Here is a 15,408-nt window from a genome sequence, read left to right as displayed (position 1 = left end):
TGTGATGCGCAAAATCTCAATAAAAGATGTTGCCAAAAAAGCGGGCGTTTCCATTGCTGCTGTATCTCAAATTTTAAATAACAAAGGCCAACGTTTTTCTGAGGCAACGATTGAAAAAGTACTTCAAGCACGAGATGAGTTAGGCTATGTTCCTAACAGCGCTGCAAGAAATCTTAAGGGCAGGCACAAACGCTTGATTGGCATCATAGTCCCTTCTTTCCGCATGCCTTTTTTTGCCGATATTATTCAAAGCATGCAAGCTAGTGCGCCATCTGATGTTAATTTAGTATTTCTAGGGTCAACCGATGAAAGTTTACAAAATGCAATTTTTTCCTTGGTTGAGCGTGGCGTAGAAGCATTAGTTTTTGGCCGGCACATCCCTAATCGAGCGGAAGTTAATACGTTTTTAAAAAAACGTAATATACCGTATCTGGTGCTTGATCAAAATGCCGATATAAATGCACATGATATGGTTCAAACAAATGAATTTACAGGCGGAAGTATGGCAGCCAGTCATTTAATGTCACTTGGTCATCGAGATATCGCTTTAATTTTACCAAATAATCTGACCGATAACATGCGGCAACGTCGAGCTGGTTTCTTAGATACATTATCTACAGCAAATTTAACGCCAAAAGCAATCATTACTACTACTTTGTCAAAACATGGCGGTTTGGCAGCTGTTCATCAACTTATTCAAAGTAAATCTACAGCAGCATTCATTTTGAATGATGAAATGGCTATCGGTGTTTTGCGTGGTTTGGCCTATCAAGATATTAAAGTACCTGATGATATTTCCATCATTGGTTATGATGATACAGATTATGCAGAATTTATGATTCCTACATTAACTACCATAGCACAACCTGTTTGGGAAATTGGTGAAACGGCCTTAAAAATGATTATCCGACGTCTCGATCATCCTAACCTCCCCTTGCAAACCGAATTTTTCGATGTTAAATTGGTTATTCGTGAATCGACCGGGCCAGTTAAAAATACAAAAGGCAATCATTAAGACATTATGGTTGCTTTTTTTCTTGACATTATTTTTAAAATAACGTACACTGTGATCAACCCTTAATTTAGTAAAACGTTTAACCAACTTTGATATTTTAAGGAGTAATCATTATGAAAAATAAGGTTGTTGTTATCGGTAGTCTCAATATTGATACTATTCAAATGATTGATAGATTACCAAACCAAGGAGAAACCATCACCGTTAACAATCAAGCAAGTACATTTGGTGGTAAAGGTGCCAATCAGGCAGTTGCAGCTGCTCGTCAAGGAGCTGATGTAACAATGATCGGTGCTGTAGGTGATGATGACCGTGGACGTGCCTTCAAACAATTATTAAGTGATGAAGGAATATCAACGGATTATATTTTTACAAAGAGCCAGTTTACTGGTTCCGCCACTATAATGTTGGAGCCAGATGGACATAACACGATTATGGTATATGGTGGCGCAAATATGAATTTAACCAGCGCCGATGTGGAAAAAGCGCGCAATATAATTGCTAATGCTGATGTAATCGTAGCACAGCTTGAAGTACCTACTGAAGCCATTGTTGCTGGGTTTAATATCGCCAAGGAAAATGGCGTACTAACTATATTAAATCCGGCACCTATTACGTCACATCTTGATTCAAATATTATTTCATCTACTGATTTAATCATACCAAACGAAACTGAAGCCGCGGCACTAGCTCACACTGAGCCAACCACAAAACAATCGTCGTTAACGTCACTCACTTCCAAATTAAATAAAGTAGGTTTTTCCAACGTAGTGGTTACACTTGGCAGTGATGGTGTTTACTATCATGTCAATGGGTCGGCAGATATTTTACCTATTTTCAAGGTAAATGCCGTTGATACCACTGCTGCTGGTGACACATTTATTGGTACTTTTTCAGCTAATATTGACGACAACTTGTCGAATCTACCAAGCGTCATTCGGCGTAGTTGCTTTGCTAGTTCAATAGCCGTCAGCCGATCTGGTGCAATAGCCTCGATTCCAAATAAAAAAGACGTTGACGCTGGTTTGCTTGCTAATGCTGCTATGGCGGAATGAGGCTTATCATGAATGAAAAAAATTTCCAAAAAAAACAAGCAGCCCTCGCCGCTTTAAATTATATCCAGACCGATATGATTATCGGACTAGGAACTGGTTCAACTGTTTCTTATTTTTTAGATGCTTTAGCTGCTTCTCAATATAACGTCATCGGCGTGACCACTTCAACAATTACTAGTCAGCGATGCGCAGAATTAAATATTCCAATTGTCGACATTGATGCCATTGACCATATTGATGTTACAGTTGATGGTGCAGATGAAGTCGATTCCTACCTTAACGGTATAAAAGGTGGCGGAGCTGCCCTACTGATGGAGAAAATAGTAGCTAAAAACTCAAAGAAAAATATCTGGATCGTTGATCGCAGTAAAGTGCACAACACGCTAGGTTCTTTCCCGCTGCCCGTAGAGGTTATCCCCTACGGTAGCGGTCAGTTGTTACGACAATTTGCCAATAAAGGTCTATTTCCCAAGCTACGTCGTCATCCCGGAAATAACAAGCCCGTTATCACTGATGCTGGTCACTACATTATTGATTGCCATATGACCACAATTAACAATCCATATGCCCTCGCCGAATATCTTGAAAGCCAAGTTGGCGTTGTTGAGCACGGTTTGTTTTTAAATATTTGTGATCGAATAATTATTGGCGATAACACAGTAGAAATTAAAGAACGACAGCAAGCTCATGTGGAGATAAACTGATGTACATGATATATATTGCACTTGCCATTGGAGCTGGTTTAATTTTGGCTGCTCAAAATGCCGTTAACGCGCAGTTAAGTTTTTTGCTCAAATCTCCCCTCGTTGCTTGTTTTATGGCATATATAGTTGGTTCATTTTTATTGCTCATTCTGACTGTTATTCTGGGTGACTTTTCAAAAATAGAGCTTATCTTCTCAGCACCAATATGGATGACAACAGGTGGTCTTTTCGGATTGGTATTCATTACAAGTTGTATTATTCTTTTCCCAAAAATTGGGTCTGTGGAAACAGTCATGTTTCCAACATTAGGGCAAATTTTATCCGGTATGTTTTTTGAAACCTTTGGATGGTTTAATACAACAGTTGTTATGGTTTCAGTGACTCGCATCATTGGTATCATCATTCTTTTAGCTGGCACTTATATTGCCGTGGTGTTATCGGCTCGACATTCAACTATAGAATTGGCAAGTAGTGAGCATTCAAAATCACAAATGCTAAATCGTCTCTGGGCTTTTGGCGCTGGTATTTTATGCACTGTGCAGTCTACCTTTAATGGTCAACTAGGTCATTACATCCAAAGCCCGACTGTTAGCGCATTATGGGCCTTCATAATCGGATTGATCGTGCTCGCTTTTTTGAAAAACAGCAATTGGCGTTATTTGCGCATTGGTATCCGTCTGTCACAATCTTGGTTTGCTGGTTTAGCTGGTGCTGCTTTTGTAACCCTTATGTCACTTCTCATCCTACCGTTAGGTCCAGGTCTCACGGTTAGTATTTCAACACTAGGCGTTATGATTGGCGCCATGCTCATTCAACAATTTGGGTTATTTCAATCAAAACAGCAATCAATTTCTATCTATCAAATAATTGGCGTTATTGGCATGTTGATTGGTATTTTAATTATTAAAATATACTAATACTTAAAAACATTACTTAGATGATGTTTTTTTGTTTGCTAGTGAGCAAACCATTCTCTTGCAACTCCTAAATTCTTGACCTACTATAGGGATTATAGTACGAAGAAAGTAGGTCTATATTTATGACATTTCATGAACTAAGCGATGGTCAACACTTACCAGAAATTGGTTTCGGCACATATAAATTAAATGGCTTTGCAGGAACACAATCAATTTTATCCGCAGTTGATGCTGGTTATCGTCTATTCGACACTGCCTTTAATTACCAGAACGAAGGTACAGTTGGACAAGCTATACAACAATCGCATGTCAATCGCGATGAATTAATCATCACCTCAAAGCTTCCAGGGAAGTATTACAGTAGTTATCAAGACTCAATTGATCTAATTCAAGAATCCTTGTATCGAAGTAAGTTAGATTACTTTGATTTGTACCTATTACATTGGCCCAACCCGATTGATGATCATTATCTAGAGGCTTGGCACACACTCATTCAGGCGCAAAAGTTTGGTCTTGTTAAATCAATCGGTGTTTGCAATTTTCTTCCTGAACATATTGAACGTTTGAAAAAAGAAACCAATATATTACCAGTTGTTAACCAAGTTGAATTGCATCCTTATTTCAATCAACAGGAATTGCGTGAATACAATAACACTCAAAATATTTTAACACAGGCTTGGAGCCCATTGGGTCGTGCAAGTGCGATTTTGAAAGACCCTGTTTTAGTTGAATTAGCTAAAAAATACCACAAGAATATTGGTCAACTCGTGTTGAAATGGGAAATATCTCTTGGCGTATTGCCTATACCTAAAGCAAGTAGTTACGCAAGACAAAAAGGTAACCTAGATCTTTTTGATTTTGAAATTAGTTCATCTGATATGCAACGTATCAACGATCTAACAAAACCTGATGGCAGGACAAATAATCAAGATCCTGCAGTTTATCAGGAATTTTAATCAATAAAAAAGCAGTCAACTTCTAATCATAGTTGACTGCTTTTTACTAATCTAACGAGATTACACGCTATTTCACACCGCTAGCAACATCAGCATGATAAATATATGAACGCGTCATTGGTAAGTTTGTACCAGAAGGCCCTTTGGTGAGCAAATACTGAACGACATCAATATTTCCAGCTTCAAATGAACCTGCACAAGCTTGCAAATATAAATCCCACATCCTGTAAAAACGTTCACCATATTTTGAAATAACTTCCTCTTCAACTTTGTGGAAATTAGTTGTCCAAATTTCCAATGTTTTCTGATAATGACGACGCAACGGTTCAATATCATCAACCTGCAAAGAAGCATCAATAATGTGTCCCACGTTTTCCGCTATATTTGGGATGTAACCACCTGGGAAAATGTATTTATTGATCCAAGCATCAACACCTGCACCGTCATGTTGCCCAGTAATGCCGTGAATTAAGGCTGTACCATTTTCTGTGAGAAGGTTGTTCACTTGGTTGAAGTATTCACCTAAGTTTTCTTTCCCAACGTGTTCGAACATACCAACAGAAGTTACATGGTCATAAGTATCTTTTAACTCACGATAGTCTTCCAAATAAACATGAACTCGACCTTCAAGTCCTTCTTCTTTAATCTTATTAGAAACAAAATCATACTGTTGTTGACTAAGTGTTACACCAGTGGCTTCCAAGTTGTATTCTTTAGCTGCGGTGAACAGTAATGTGCCCCAGCCACATCCGATGTCTAATAAAGTTTCACCAGATTGTGCATGAAGTTTATTTAAAATGTGGCGTACTTTGTTCCATTGTGCATCTTCAAGTGTATCTTTTTCGCTAACGAAGTAAGCACAAGAATAAGTCATTGTGGGATCCAACCACATGTTATAAAAATCATTACCAATATCATAATGGCTCTGCACGTCTGCTTTACTCTTATTCTCCGAGTGTGAGTGTTTAGGAATAAGTTTAGAAAACTTAGATCCATTCAAAAAACTTTCTTTGGAATCATACGCAATCTTAACCAACTGTTGTAGATTACCTTTAATTTCAATTTTTCCATCCATGTACGCTTCACCAAAAGTGAGCGAGGCATGTGCCATAATGTCTTTGATCGGTATGACCTCGTGAAGGATGATTGTGGCAATTGGGTCTCCTTGACCGTAACTTACCTTTTCCCCATCCCAAAATTCAACGTCGATTGGGGCGTCGAAACTAGACTTAAAAATCTGTTTATAAATTGTTTTGTCAAGCATAATTTCCCCTTTACCTACTATATTGGTATTGTAAGAAAACATTTACCAAAAGTCAAACATTGCCAAAAATGGAGGATAGTGCTGCATCAAGGAATTAGCTATTTTGCATACAAAATACGTTGAACAGTTTGATCATGATTTTCTGTTGGTAAATCATCTAGTAATTGCGTCGATAAGGCTACACTGATCGTATGCCCCGCGTAGTGTTCTAAGAAGCGATCATAATATCCAGCCCCAAAACCTAAACGTTTACCGCTAACAGTAAAAGCTAACCCAGGAACAATTACCAGATCCAGTTGTTCAACGGCCTGATAGTTATCTATTAGTGGCTCTCTAATGTTCAACATCCCCGTTTGATAACGTGTATTTGAATCTATTTCCACAAAAATCATTTTGTGATTAATAATTTTTGGTACGAGAACTCGCTTGCTTTTTTCCCAGGCTTTAATAATAATCGGACTCGTATTTAATTCGAACTCCATGCTCAAAGTAACTGCTATACTATCAGCAGATTGCCATTCAGGCGTCTGGAAAAGTAGTGCATAAAGTTGCTCCTCTTCCCTTTTACGCTTCATCAGATTTTCTCTAGCAAGAGCTGCTTTTTGTTGAATTCTTAATTCTGATTTTGTTTGCATTTTTCACCAAAAAAAGCCGGTTTTACCAGCTTTTAAATTATTCAAATAGATGCGTCATTGCTAATGCTTCAGCTTCACGTTTCACTTGCTTGAGTACTTTTTCATCATCATAATGATGAATGGCTGTCACAATCAATTCGGCTACGTTAGTGGCATCATCTTCATCAAATCCACGCGTTGTGATTGCTGCAGTTCCAATACGAATACCAGATGTAACAAATGGACTTAATTGTTCATTTGGCAGAGCTTCTTTGTTTGTAGTAATTGAAACTGTGTCTAATAATTCCTGTGTTTGCTTACCATTTAACGCTGTTTTAGTTAGGTCCAAATTGAATAAATGGTTGTCAGTGCCACCAGCTACAACACGAATATCTTCAGTATCATTGAAAACTTTTGCCATAGCTTGCGCATTTTTAATAACTTGTTGTGCGTAGTCTTTAAATTTAGGTTGTAAAGCTTCTCCAAAGGCAATTGCTTTACCTGCAATAATGTGTTCCAATGGTCCACCTTGTGATCCAGGGAAAATAGCTGAATTAAGCTGCTTAGCATACTTTTCCTGTGATAGAATAACCCCACCACGCGGACCTCGCAATGTTTTATGTGTTGTTGATGTAACAACATCTGCAATGCCTACTGGATTGGGATGTAGCCCAGCAGCTACAAGTCCGGCAATATGCGCCATATCAACCATTAAATAGGCACCCACTTCGTCAGCAATCGCACGAAACTTATCAAATTCAATGATTCGTGAATATGCAGAAGCACCGGCCACAATCATCTGTGGTTTTACTTCACGTGCTTGCTTGGCAATTGCTTCATAATCTAAGGTTTCTGTTTCCGAATTTAATCCATAAGTATGTGATTCATAAACTTTTCCAGAGAAACTGACCTTGGCCCCATGTGTCAAGTGTCCACCAGCGTCAAGACTCATACCCAATATCTTGTCACCTGGCTTTAAAAATGCCATGTAAGCAGCAGCATTCGCTTGGGAACCAGAATGCGGCTGAACGTTAGCATATTCAGCACCAAAAAGTTCTTTTAAACGATCGATGGCTACCTGTTCAACAACGTCCACGTACTCCGTGCCACCATAATAACGCTTATAAGGGTATCCTTCAGCATACTTATTTGTCAACACCGAACCTTGTGCGGCACGTACGGCTTGCGATGTAAAGTTCTCAGAAGCGATTAATTCAATTGTACGGTTTTGACGCGCACTTTCTTGTTGAATCGCACTCCAGACAATAGGGTCTAATTCTTGATATGACATTTGATTCTCCTTGGTTGATATAGCCTAATTATACATTAAAAAATCAACGATTTAAATCATAAAATGTCATAATATAGCAAACAATCCCACAATTATCAGATAGATAGTTCGTCTTTAATAGATTGCATAATCATCGCAGGCTCGATGATTTTAGTGTGTACAATAGTTTTATCAAATAACGTTGCTACTTGTGCTGGAATAACTGTATTTGTTCGTTCAGCTAGCTTTTGCAAATCCACTACGCCCCCTTCGTTTTTTTCCTGCAATGCTGCCAAAACTGTTTGTGGAAACTTATAAGGACCTGCTGTTGCTGCAAGTAACGTTTGCTGTGTTTCTTCTTCGTAAGCAAAGCGACCAACAGCCGTATGCGGATCAATTAAGTAACCGCTATTTTCAAAGACATCTTTAATCGTATCAACCACTTGAGATTGTGTCGCAAATTTAGCTGTGAATTTTTGCAAATAATTACGCGTTTTATCAGTCAAGGTATATTGACCATTTTCAGCTAATGACTTCATATACTGGCGAACTTCTTCATCATTACGACCACTAGCAAAATACAACAACCGTTCCAAGTTGCTTGATACTAAGATATCCATTGCCGGTGAATTTGTGACTTTAAAATCACGTTGACGATCATAGATACCAGTGTTGAAAAAATCAGTTAATACATTATTTTCATCCGAAGCAACTGTAAACTGATGAACTGGTAATCCTAACTGACTGGCATAATATGAAGCAAGCACATTACCAAAGTTTCCGGTTGGCACATCAATATTGATTTCTTCTCCTGGTACCACCACATCATTTTTTACTAATTGGGCGTAAGCATAAATGTAATACACAATTTGTGGTACTAATCGACCAATATTAATTGAATTAGCTGATGAAAAACGCATACCCTTTTCTGATAATTCCTGAATTAATTTTTCATCGCTCAAAATAGATTTTACAGCTTTTTGGGCATCATCAAAATTACCAGTTATTGCTGTAACATGAGCATTGTGTCCCTCTTCAGTTTGCATCTGTTGACGCTGAATATCACTAACACCAACTTCTGGGTAAAAAACAACTATTTCAGTATTTTCAACATTTGCAAAGCCGCTCATAGCAGCAGTTCCTGTATCGCCAGATGTAGCTGTTAAAATAACAATTTTATCATTTAGTGACTGCTTTTTAGCAGCTGTCGTTAATAGATGTGGTAGTGCCTGTAGTGCAACATCTTTGAATGCTAAGGTTGGTCCATGAAACAATTCAATATAGTGCAACTTGTTTTCATTGTGCAAGGTCACAATGCTCTCAGCATCCCATTGATTGCCATATGATTTTGAAATAATATGGTCAATTTCCTGAACTGTAAAATCATCAAAAAAGGCATCAAATACTTGCGTGGCAATTTCTTGATAGCTTTGCTGGCTTAGATTTTTCCAATCTAATTTTAATTTTGGCCATTTTTCTGGAACGTAAAGACCGCCATCTGGCGCAATACCGTTTATTATTGCTTGGCTAGATGTAACTGCAGGCGCTTGTCCACGTGTTGATACATAATTCATAGTAACTAAATTCCTTTTTTATAATTTATCCAATTATAACAAATTTGTTTATTTTTAGATATTATAATGATAAAATCATAAGAAGAACATATATAAAATACTCAAAATAAAGGGAATATCACATGGAAATAGGCATCGGTCTTTTTGGTCTCGGCACAGTTGGAAGTGGTGTCGTAAAAATTTTACAACAAAACGCTAATCAAATTACCCAACGCACGGGATCTCATTTGGTCGTACGTCATGCCGTCGTACATAATCTTAATAAACCGCGCACAGGTTTTACACAAGATTTTCCAATCACTGATAATCCTGAGGATATTTTAGGCAATAACGAAATACAAATTGTAGTAGAAGTCATGGGTGGAATTGATTATGCATACGATATTATCAAACGCGCACTTATGGCAAAAAAGCATGTTGTCACGGCAAACAAAGATTTAATCGCAAGTCGTGGACAAGAGTTAGCTGAATTAGCCAACCAGAATGGTGTTGATTTATATTATGAAGCTGCCGTTGCCGGTGGCGTGCCTATCTTGCGTACGCTTTCAAGCAGTTTTACGGCAGATGAGATTTCACGTGTCGCCGGTATCATTAACGGCACAAGTAACTTTATTCTAACGCAAATGGCTACAAATGGTTTAACATATGCAGAAGCCCTTAAATTAGCTCAAGACAAAGGTTTTGCTGAATCTGATCCCACAAATGACGTGGAAGGTTTTGATGCAGCATACAAGTTAATTATTTTGTCTAACTTTTCGTTTGGTGTGCAACCTGTTATGGATGACGTAACTATTACTGGCATTGCCGACTTAACGGATTCAGATATCAACGATGCGAATGGTTTTGGCTACGCAATCAAATTGCTTGGTGTTGCCCAAAGAGTTGGTAATGCACTCAGTATTGAGGTTTCCCCTCACCTTGTTTCGTTTAACCATCCCTTAGCGACCGTTAACAATGAAAACAATGCCGTTTTAGTTAATGGTGAGTCAGTTGGTGAAGTGATGCTATATGGACCAGGCGCTGGTGAAATGCCTACTGCTAATTCGGTATTAAGTGATTTAACCAATGTCGCTACCAATCTAGCGCTGAATACGCCAGGAAGACCATTTAATACTTTTAACCAAGATCTAGATTTGGCTAAACCTTCACAGCGCGTGGCAAGACGTTTTATTGTTGTAGAAGTAGCTGACACGCCAGGAGCAATGTATTCCGTAACCGGTATGTTTGCTTCCGCAAAAATAAGTTTTACTGATTTGAAGCAAACCCCAGCAAAAAATGGTTTTGCTCGATTAGTTGCTCTGACACACGCTGCCTCTGATGCGCAGCTCAATGTTATTCGTACAACAATCCGAAATGCTGATGGCATTAATTTAGCGGCGGAGTATAAAATTTTCTCATGATTAAAATAACTGTACCAGCTACTAGCGCCAATATTGGCCCTGGCTTTGATTCTCTTGGCGTGGCCTTAAAACTATACTTAACCTTAGAAGTGTATGAAGAAACCTCCGAATGGCAAGTGATTCATGATTACGGTGCAAATATGCCCAGTGATGTTAACAACTTCATCGTCAAAACAGCACTCTTATTAGCCCCAAACTTGACACCTCATCGTATTGTTGTAAAATCTGATATTCCACTTGCACGCGGACTGGGTTCATCATCTTCTGCGCTGTTGGCTGGTCTAGCAATGGCCAATGTTCTGGCTGATATGCGATCGAGTAATGACGCTCTATTGAAGCAAGCGACGGCTTTAGAAGGTCATCCAGATAATGTTGCTCCTGCGTTACTTGGAGGTAGTGTAGCAGCCTTTTACGATGGCGAGCAGGTCTATCATGCACCATTAAGTTTACCAAAAGACATTAATTTCATCACCTTCATTCCGAATTACGAACTGCTCACAACTGAAGCACGTAATGCGTTGCCTGCTAAGATGACATTTAAAGATAGTGTTGCTGCCAGCGCTATCAGTAATACTTTAACCGCAGCATTGAACGCCGGTGATTTCAATACAGCTCGTGTTTTAATTGAAAAAGACCAATTTCATGAACAGGCTCGTGCTCATTTAGCACCACACCTAAAAATTATTCGTGATACTGCCCATCAACTAGAAATCATCGGCACCTATCTTTCTGGTGCGGGTCCGACTGTTATCACTCTCGTATCAAAGGATAATGCAACTAAGTTATTAAAAGTGCTGACAAACATGGCTTTGCCAGGAAAACTATTATTACTAGAACCAGATTATACTGGTTTACAAATTACAAAAAATAATTAGGAGAATATGTGCTTACCAGCACTTACATATTATGAAAGTTACAAAATTTGGTGGTTCTTCACTAGCTAACGGTCAACAACTGCAACGTGTCTACGATATCATTCGTGCTGATGATGATCGAAAAGTTGTTGTTGTCTCAGCACCTGGTAAACGATTCAAAGATGATCGGAAGGTGACCGATTTATTGATATCATACGCGCAAGCTACGCTTGCAGACGAAGATACCACTGAAATTATTGAAACGATTAAACATCGCTATCACTCTATTGGTGAATACTTTGAGTTACCAGATTATGAACTAGCTGACCTCGATGAACGAATTGAACATCTAGCAAAAAAACATTACCGATCATTTGATTATTTATATGCAGCATTCGCTGCTCACGGCGAATATTTAAATGCGCAATTGATTGCTAAAGTCTTTAACCATTTAGGTATGCCAGCTCGTTTTGTGGATCCTAAAGAGATTGGATTGGTCGTGGATGATAATGCGCGATCAGCAACATTTGATACCGCTTCTTATACCACAATCGGCGAGTTAGACCTGTCAACTTCTGAACGACTCATTGTCCCTGGCTTCTTTGGCTACACTAAGAATGGCGACATGGCTACATTTTCACGTGGTGGTTCAGACATAACTGGTGCTATTATGGCACGCGGACTACGAGCTGATTTATATGAAAACTTTACCGATGTCAGTGCTATCTATGCTGTTAATCCTTCAATTGTCGAACATCCAGCAGCTATCCAACAAATGACATACGATGAGATGCGCGAGTTATCTTATGCTGGTTTTGCTGTATTCCATGATGAAGCCATTATTCCAGCCATTCAAGGTGGTATTCGTATAAACATCAAAAATACCAATGATCCCGATGCCCCTGGAACATTTATCGTACCACCTACAGAGGTTCAGCAAACACGTCCTGTAACTGGTATTGCCAACTCCAACCGTTTTGCTGCCCTATACTTACATCGGTATTTATTGAATAAACAAGTTGGTTTTACCCTTCGTATTCTTGAGATTTTGAAGCGTCACAATATTTCTTACGAACATATGCCTTCTGGTATTGATGATTTGACAATTATTTTTGATAAAACAATGTTAACGCAAGAGCAAGTTGATAACATGTTAAGCGATATTGCTGCTGAAATTAAACCTGATACATTAAAGTGGATTCCAAGCTACGGTATTATAATGGTTGTTGGTGAAGGAATGCGTAATCGTGTTGGTGCCTTGACGGAGATTGTCGCGCCCCTGAAGGAGCGTAATATCAGTCTACAAATGGTTAACCAAGGAGCGAGCGAAATTTCGATTATGTTAGGAATTCAGCCCGACTTATCTGATAGTGCTGTAGAAGCAATCTATACAAATATCTTTAAATGACATTAAAAAGAGGCGTATTAACTATTAAAGTTAATACGCCTCTTTTGTTAAACTGATGCATTGATTATTTTCATCAAATAGGCCAATATATACATCCGGCATTTCCATTTTTTGCCAGTCTATAAAATTGAAATAACCACTTGTTAAGTAATGGAACAATAAGCTTAATGCCGTCCCATGACTTGTAATAATTATTTCACCAGAAGATTCATCAATAATTTGATAAAAAGCTGTTTTCATTCTTTGTTGCACAGTTGCTAAAGATTCTTCCCCAGCGGTTTTAAAATAAAAATTTTGCCACAGCTTTTCTAAATGATTTTGCCAATCTATTTGGTCATTAGTTTGCCGTTCGCGCAATGCAGCGTTCAAATTAATTTCTATACCCAGTGTAGTTGCTGTTGGTTCAATAGTCTGCAACGCACGCTGATAAGGTGATGAATAGATAGCCTTAATATTTTTGTCTACAAAATAACCCACCAAATCATGGGCCAACTGCTTTCCTTCTATCGTTAATGGTGCCGAATAATCGTCTTTAATTTTATCATCACGAATGCTATGACGCACGAAATAGATTCTTCTCATAGTGAGTTAAATACCATGTAAATACGTTTCTAGATGTTCTTTACTTAAGTTGTTTGATAGTCCGATTAATAGCTTTAGTCGCGCTTTAGGCCCATTAATGCTGGACGCAAAGATTGCTCCAGATTTCTCTAATTGAACGCCGCCACCTAAATAATCATATACTGGTGCTGCAACACCATTGAAGCTTCTTGACACAATGACTACTGGCGTATTTTTCGCTAATAAATATGCTACTCCGCGAGCTGCTTCGCGAGATAAATTACCAGCACCAAGTGCTTCAATAATAATGCCGTCAATATTAGCATCAGCCAAAATTTTCAATAATTGGCCATCCATGCCAGCGTACGCCTTTAAAACGGGGATATTTTTGTTAATATCCACATCTGGTAATACTTCTCGTTGTGGCAGGTCATAAAAGTAAATAATTTGTCGTTTCGTTAGTAGCCCCATCGTGCCACTAAGTGGTGACGCAAACGTTGCCACATTAGTAGTGTGTGTTTTAGTTACAAATCGAGCGGCATGTATTTCATCATTCATCACAACTATCACACCACGGTTTTTGGATGTATCATCTGCCGCTACACGTAGCGCAGATTGATAATTGTACAAACCATCTGAACCAAGTTCATTGGATGAACGCATTGCTCCCGTTATAACAATAGGAAACGAAACTTTTAATGTGCTATCCAGAAAGAATGCTGTCTCTTCCAAGGTATCAGTACCATGAGTAATGACCACACCATCAAAATCATTTTTGGCTTCGGAGATACGTTTTTGCAATTGTAGCATATGAGACGGACCAATATGTTCACTTGGTAAATTAAAAATGTTCTCAACTTCTAGTTCGATATTTGGAAAGGTAACCTTTGCTTGAGCTAAAGGATTTTCATCTCCTGTTTCGACATCGCCATCAGCATCTTCATGCATAGAAATTGTACCACCGGTATGCAAAACCAAAATTTTTTTCATGATTACTTATTCCTTCTAAAATTAACTAACGTATTTTGCCACGAATGCATTTGCTCAATAAATGATTTTGCACGTGGCTTCAAACCAACTTGTTTTTCGTAAATATAGTCAATTACACGTTGCAAACCACGTTTGGTGATTGCTGACATTTTGATGTCATGTACTTGGCGCATATCAATGACGCTAAATTGACGTAAATAAAACACAGTTTTTTGATCAAGCATTAATCGCTGATCGTCCAGATTAAAATGATGTTCTGAAATAATGCCATTGTACTTTTCAGAATAATCAAATTTCCCATCTACTTGACCTGTAATCGGATCAGCCCTTAAGTTTGGCGCCACCCCTAGAGGAACAAGTAATTGAATTTCAAAAATATTAGCAATAATTTGAGGATCGAGTCCCTCATCTAGTTTCTGTAGCGCGACATAAAGTTGATTATACCAGCGTGTTATCTTTTCCCCTTCTTCAAAGGAAGCATCAATTAAACTAGCAATCAGCGCAGCATAGGCATTTGCTTCGATATCTTCGATAAGCCGTGAATATACTTTTATATCTTGAACATCATTCATGTAACCTAGTCCGGTTTCTCGTTTCGGTAGAGCACCATCAAAAGTTACAATTGTGTAAGGTTGTGTACCAGCTGAGAGTTTAGAAGTAGCTTTCTTTGCACCTCGCGCCAAAAAAGTTCGCATGCCGTACGTTTCCGTTAGTATGCGAACTAATAAATCATTATCTTTATATTGTCGTGTATATAATACAATGCCACGAATAATTGCCATAATGACTCCACTAAATCAATCGCCAAAATTTTTCTTTATGACAA

Annotated in this window: 15 protein-coding genes; 8 read left to right on the top strand and 7 right to left on the bottom strand. The window is 38.4% G+C overall.

Annotation, left to right across the window (positions count from 1 at the left end):
* Positions 1–4 precede the first annotated feature (4 nt).
* From rbsR to HFP47_RS02575, 5 genes are all read left to right on the top strand, one after another.
* Positions 5–1,015 carry a ribose utilization transcriptional repressor RbsR gene (rbsR, locus tag HFP47_RS02595; protein WP_179876391.1) on the top strand — a complete coding sequence of 337 codons (1,011 nt, stop codon included), beginning with the start codon at positions 5–7 and terminating at the stop codon, positions 1,013–1,015.
* A gap of 113 nt (positions 1,016–1,128) precedes the next feature.
* Complete coding sequence (gene rbsK, locus HFP47_RS02590) at positions 1,129–2,070, top strand: ribokinase (protein WP_179875978.1); 942 nt, start codon at positions 1,129–1,131, stop codon at positions 2,068–2,070.
* An 8-nt stretch (positions 2,071–2,078) separates the two neighbouring features.
* Positions 2,079–2,774: a ribose-5-phosphate isomerase RpiA gene (gene rpiA, locus HFP47_RS02585; RefSeq protein WP_042252979.1), complete on the top strand. Its 696-nt coding sequence runs from the start codon at positions 2,079–2,081 to the stop codon at positions 2,772–2,774.
* Positions 2,774–3,691: a DMT family transporter gene (locus HFP47_RS02580; RefSeq protein WP_042252978.1), complete on the top strand. Its 918-nt coding sequence runs from the start codon at positions 2,774–2,776 to the stop codon at positions 3,689–3,691. The genes rpiA and HFP47_RS02580 overlap by 1 nt, the downstream gene beginning before the upstream one ends.
* 122 nt (positions 3,692–3,813) lie before the next feature.
* Positions 3,814–4,647 carry an aldo/keto reductase gene (locus HFP47_RS02575; RefSeq protein ID WP_011679569.1) on the top strand — a complete coding sequence of 278 codons (834 nt, stop codon included), beginning with the start codon at positions 3,814–3,816 and terminating at the stop codon, positions 4,645–4,647.
* Between the two features lie 67 nt (positions 4,648–4,714).
* On the opposite strand, the gene HFP47_RS02570 is transcribed toward HFP47_RS02575, so the two are convergent.
* The 4 genes from HFP47_RS02570 to thrC form a co-directional block, all read right to left on the bottom strand.
* Positions 4,715–5,911 (bottom strand): cyclopropane-fatty-acyl-phospholipid synthase family protein, encoded by a 1,197-nt coding sequence (locus HFP47_RS02570; protein WP_011679568.1) that lies wholly within the window; start codon positions 5,909–5,911, stop codon positions 4,715–4,717.
* Positions 5,912–6,009: 98 nt separating this feature from the next.
* Positions 6,010–6,546, bottom strand: a complete 537-nt coding sequence (locus HFP47_RS02565) for a 5-formyltetrahydrofolate cyclo-ligase (protein ID WP_011679567.1) — start codon at positions 6,544–6,546, stop codon at positions 6,010–6,012.
* A 37-nt stretch (positions 6,547–6,583) separates the two neighbouring features.
* Positions 6,584–7,816 (bottom strand): serine hydroxymethyltransferase, encoded by a 1,233-nt coding sequence (gene glyA, locus HFP47_RS02560; protein ID WP_011679566.1) that lies wholly within the window; start codon positions 7,814–7,816, stop codon positions 6,584–6,586.
* A gap of 95 nt (positions 7,817–7,911) precedes the next feature.
* Complete coding sequence (gene thrC, locus HFP47_RS02555; protein WP_179875977.1) at positions 7,912–9,369, bottom strand: threonine synthase; 1,458 nt, start codon at positions 9,367–9,369, stop codon at positions 7,912–7,914.
* 122 nt (positions 9,370–9,491) lie between these two features.
* On the opposite strand from thrC, the gene HFP47_RS02550 reads away from it, so the two are divergent.
* From HFP47_RS02550 to HFP47_RS02540, 3 genes are read left to right on the top strand one after another with little or no spacing between them, the layout of a single operon-like run.
* Positions 9,492–10,769 (top strand): homoserine dehydrogenase, encoded by a 1,278-nt coding sequence (locus HFP47_RS02550; RefSeq protein WP_096639034.1) that lies wholly within the window; start codon positions 9,492–9,494, stop codon positions 10,767–10,769.
* Positions 10,766–11,644: a homoserine kinase gene (thrB, locus tag HFP47_RS02545; protein WP_179875976.1), complete on the top strand. Its 879-nt coding sequence runs from the start codon at positions 10,766–10,768 to the stop codon at positions 11,642–11,644. The genes HFP47_RS02550 and thrB overlap by 4 nt, the downstream gene beginning before the upstream one ends.
* 31 nt (positions 11,645–11,675) lie before the next feature.
* Complete coding sequence (locus HFP47_RS02540) at positions 11,676–13,031, top strand: aspartate kinase (protein ID WP_179875975.1); 1,356 nt, start codon at positions 11,676–11,678, stop codon at positions 13,029–13,031.
* A gap of 30 nt (positions 13,032–13,061) precedes the next feature.
* Here the strand turns inward: HFP47_RS02540 and HFP47_RS02535 are convergent, their stop codons facing one another.
* The 3 genes from HFP47_RS02535 to recO are packed head-to-tail and all read right to left on the bottom strand — an operon-like array spanning position 13,062 to position 15,364.
* Positions 13,062–13,595, bottom strand: a complete 534-nt coding sequence (locus tag HFP47_RS02535; protein ID WP_010281770.1) for a histidine phosphatase family protein — start codon at positions 13,593–13,595, stop codon at positions 13,062–13,064.
* A gap of 24 nt (positions 13,596–13,619) precedes the next feature.
* Positions 13,620–14,582: an asparaginase gene (locus tag HFP47_RS02530; RefSeq protein WP_115231042.1), complete on the bottom strand. Its 963-nt coding sequence runs from the start codon at positions 14,580–14,582 to the stop codon at positions 13,620–13,622.
* Between the two features lie 2 nt (positions 14,583–14,584).
* Positions 14,585–15,364: a DNA repair protein RecO gene (gene recO, locus HFP47_RS02525; protein WP_011679561.1), complete on the bottom strand. Its 780-nt coding sequence runs from the start codon at positions 15,362–15,364 to the stop codon at positions 14,585–14,587.
* Positions 15,365–15,408 lie beyond the last annotated feature (44 nt).

Source organism: Leuconostoc sp. DB-1 (genome assembly GCF_013414845.1).
Taxonomy (GTDB): domain Bacteria; phylum Bacillota; class Bacilli; order Lactobacillales; family Lactobacillaceae; genus Leuconostoc; species Leuconostoc mesenteroides.
This window is presented reverse-complemented; position numbering and strand designations above follow the sequence as displayed.

Coding starts and splice junctions, on each gene's coding strand:
- HFP47_RS02570 (WP_011679568.1), bottom strand. CDS start 5,911: ATGCTTGACAAAACAATTTATAAACAGATTTTTAAGTCTAGTTTCGAC.
- HFP47_RS02580 (WP_042252978.1), top strand. CDS start 2,774: ATGTACATGATATATATTGCACTTGCCATTGGAGCTGGTTTAATTTTG.
- HFP47_RS02550 (WP_096639034.1), top strand. CDS start 9,492: ATGGAAATAGGCATCGGTCTTTTTGGTCTCGGCACAGTTGGAAGTGGT.
- rbsK (WP_179875978.1), top strand. CDS start 1,129: ATGAAAAATAAGGTTGTTGTTATCGGTAGTCTCAATATTGATACTATT.
- glyA (WP_011679566.1), bottom strand. CDS start 7,816: ATGTCATATCAAGAATTAGACCCTATTGTCTGGAGTGCGATTCAACAA.
- rbsR (WP_179876391.1), top strand. CDS start 5: ATGCGCAAAATCTCAATAAAAGATGTTGCCAAAAAAGCGGGCGTTTCC.
- HFP47_RS02540 (WP_179875975.1), top strand. CDS start 11,676: ATGAAAGTTACAAAATTTGGTGGTTCTTCACTAGCTAACGGTCAACAA.
- rpiA (WP_042252979.1), top strand. CDS start 2,079: ATGAATGAAAAAAATTTCCAAAAAAAACAAGCAGCCCTCGCCGCTTTA.
- HFP47_RS02575 (WP_011679569.1), top strand. CDS start 3,814: ATGACATTTCATGAACTAAGCGATGGTCAACACTTACCAGAAATTGGT.
- thrB (WP_179875976.1), top strand. CDS start 10,766: ATGATTAAAATAACTGTACCAGCTACTAGCGCCAATATTGGCCCTGGC.
- HFP47_RS02565 (WP_011679567.1), bottom strand. CDS start 6,546: ATGCAAACAAAATCAGAATTAAGAATTCAACAAAAAGCAGCTCTTGCT.
- recO (WP_011679561.1), bottom strand. CDS start 15,364: ATGGCAATTATTCGTGGCATTGTATTATATACACGACAATATAAAGAT.
- HFP47_RS02530 (WP_115231042.1), bottom strand. CDS start 14,582: ATGAAAAAAATTTTGGTTTTGCATACCGGTGGTACAATTTCTATGCAT.
- thrC (WP_179875977.1), bottom strand. CDS start 9,369: ATGAATTATGTATCAACACGTGGACAAGCGCCTGCAGTTACATCTAGC.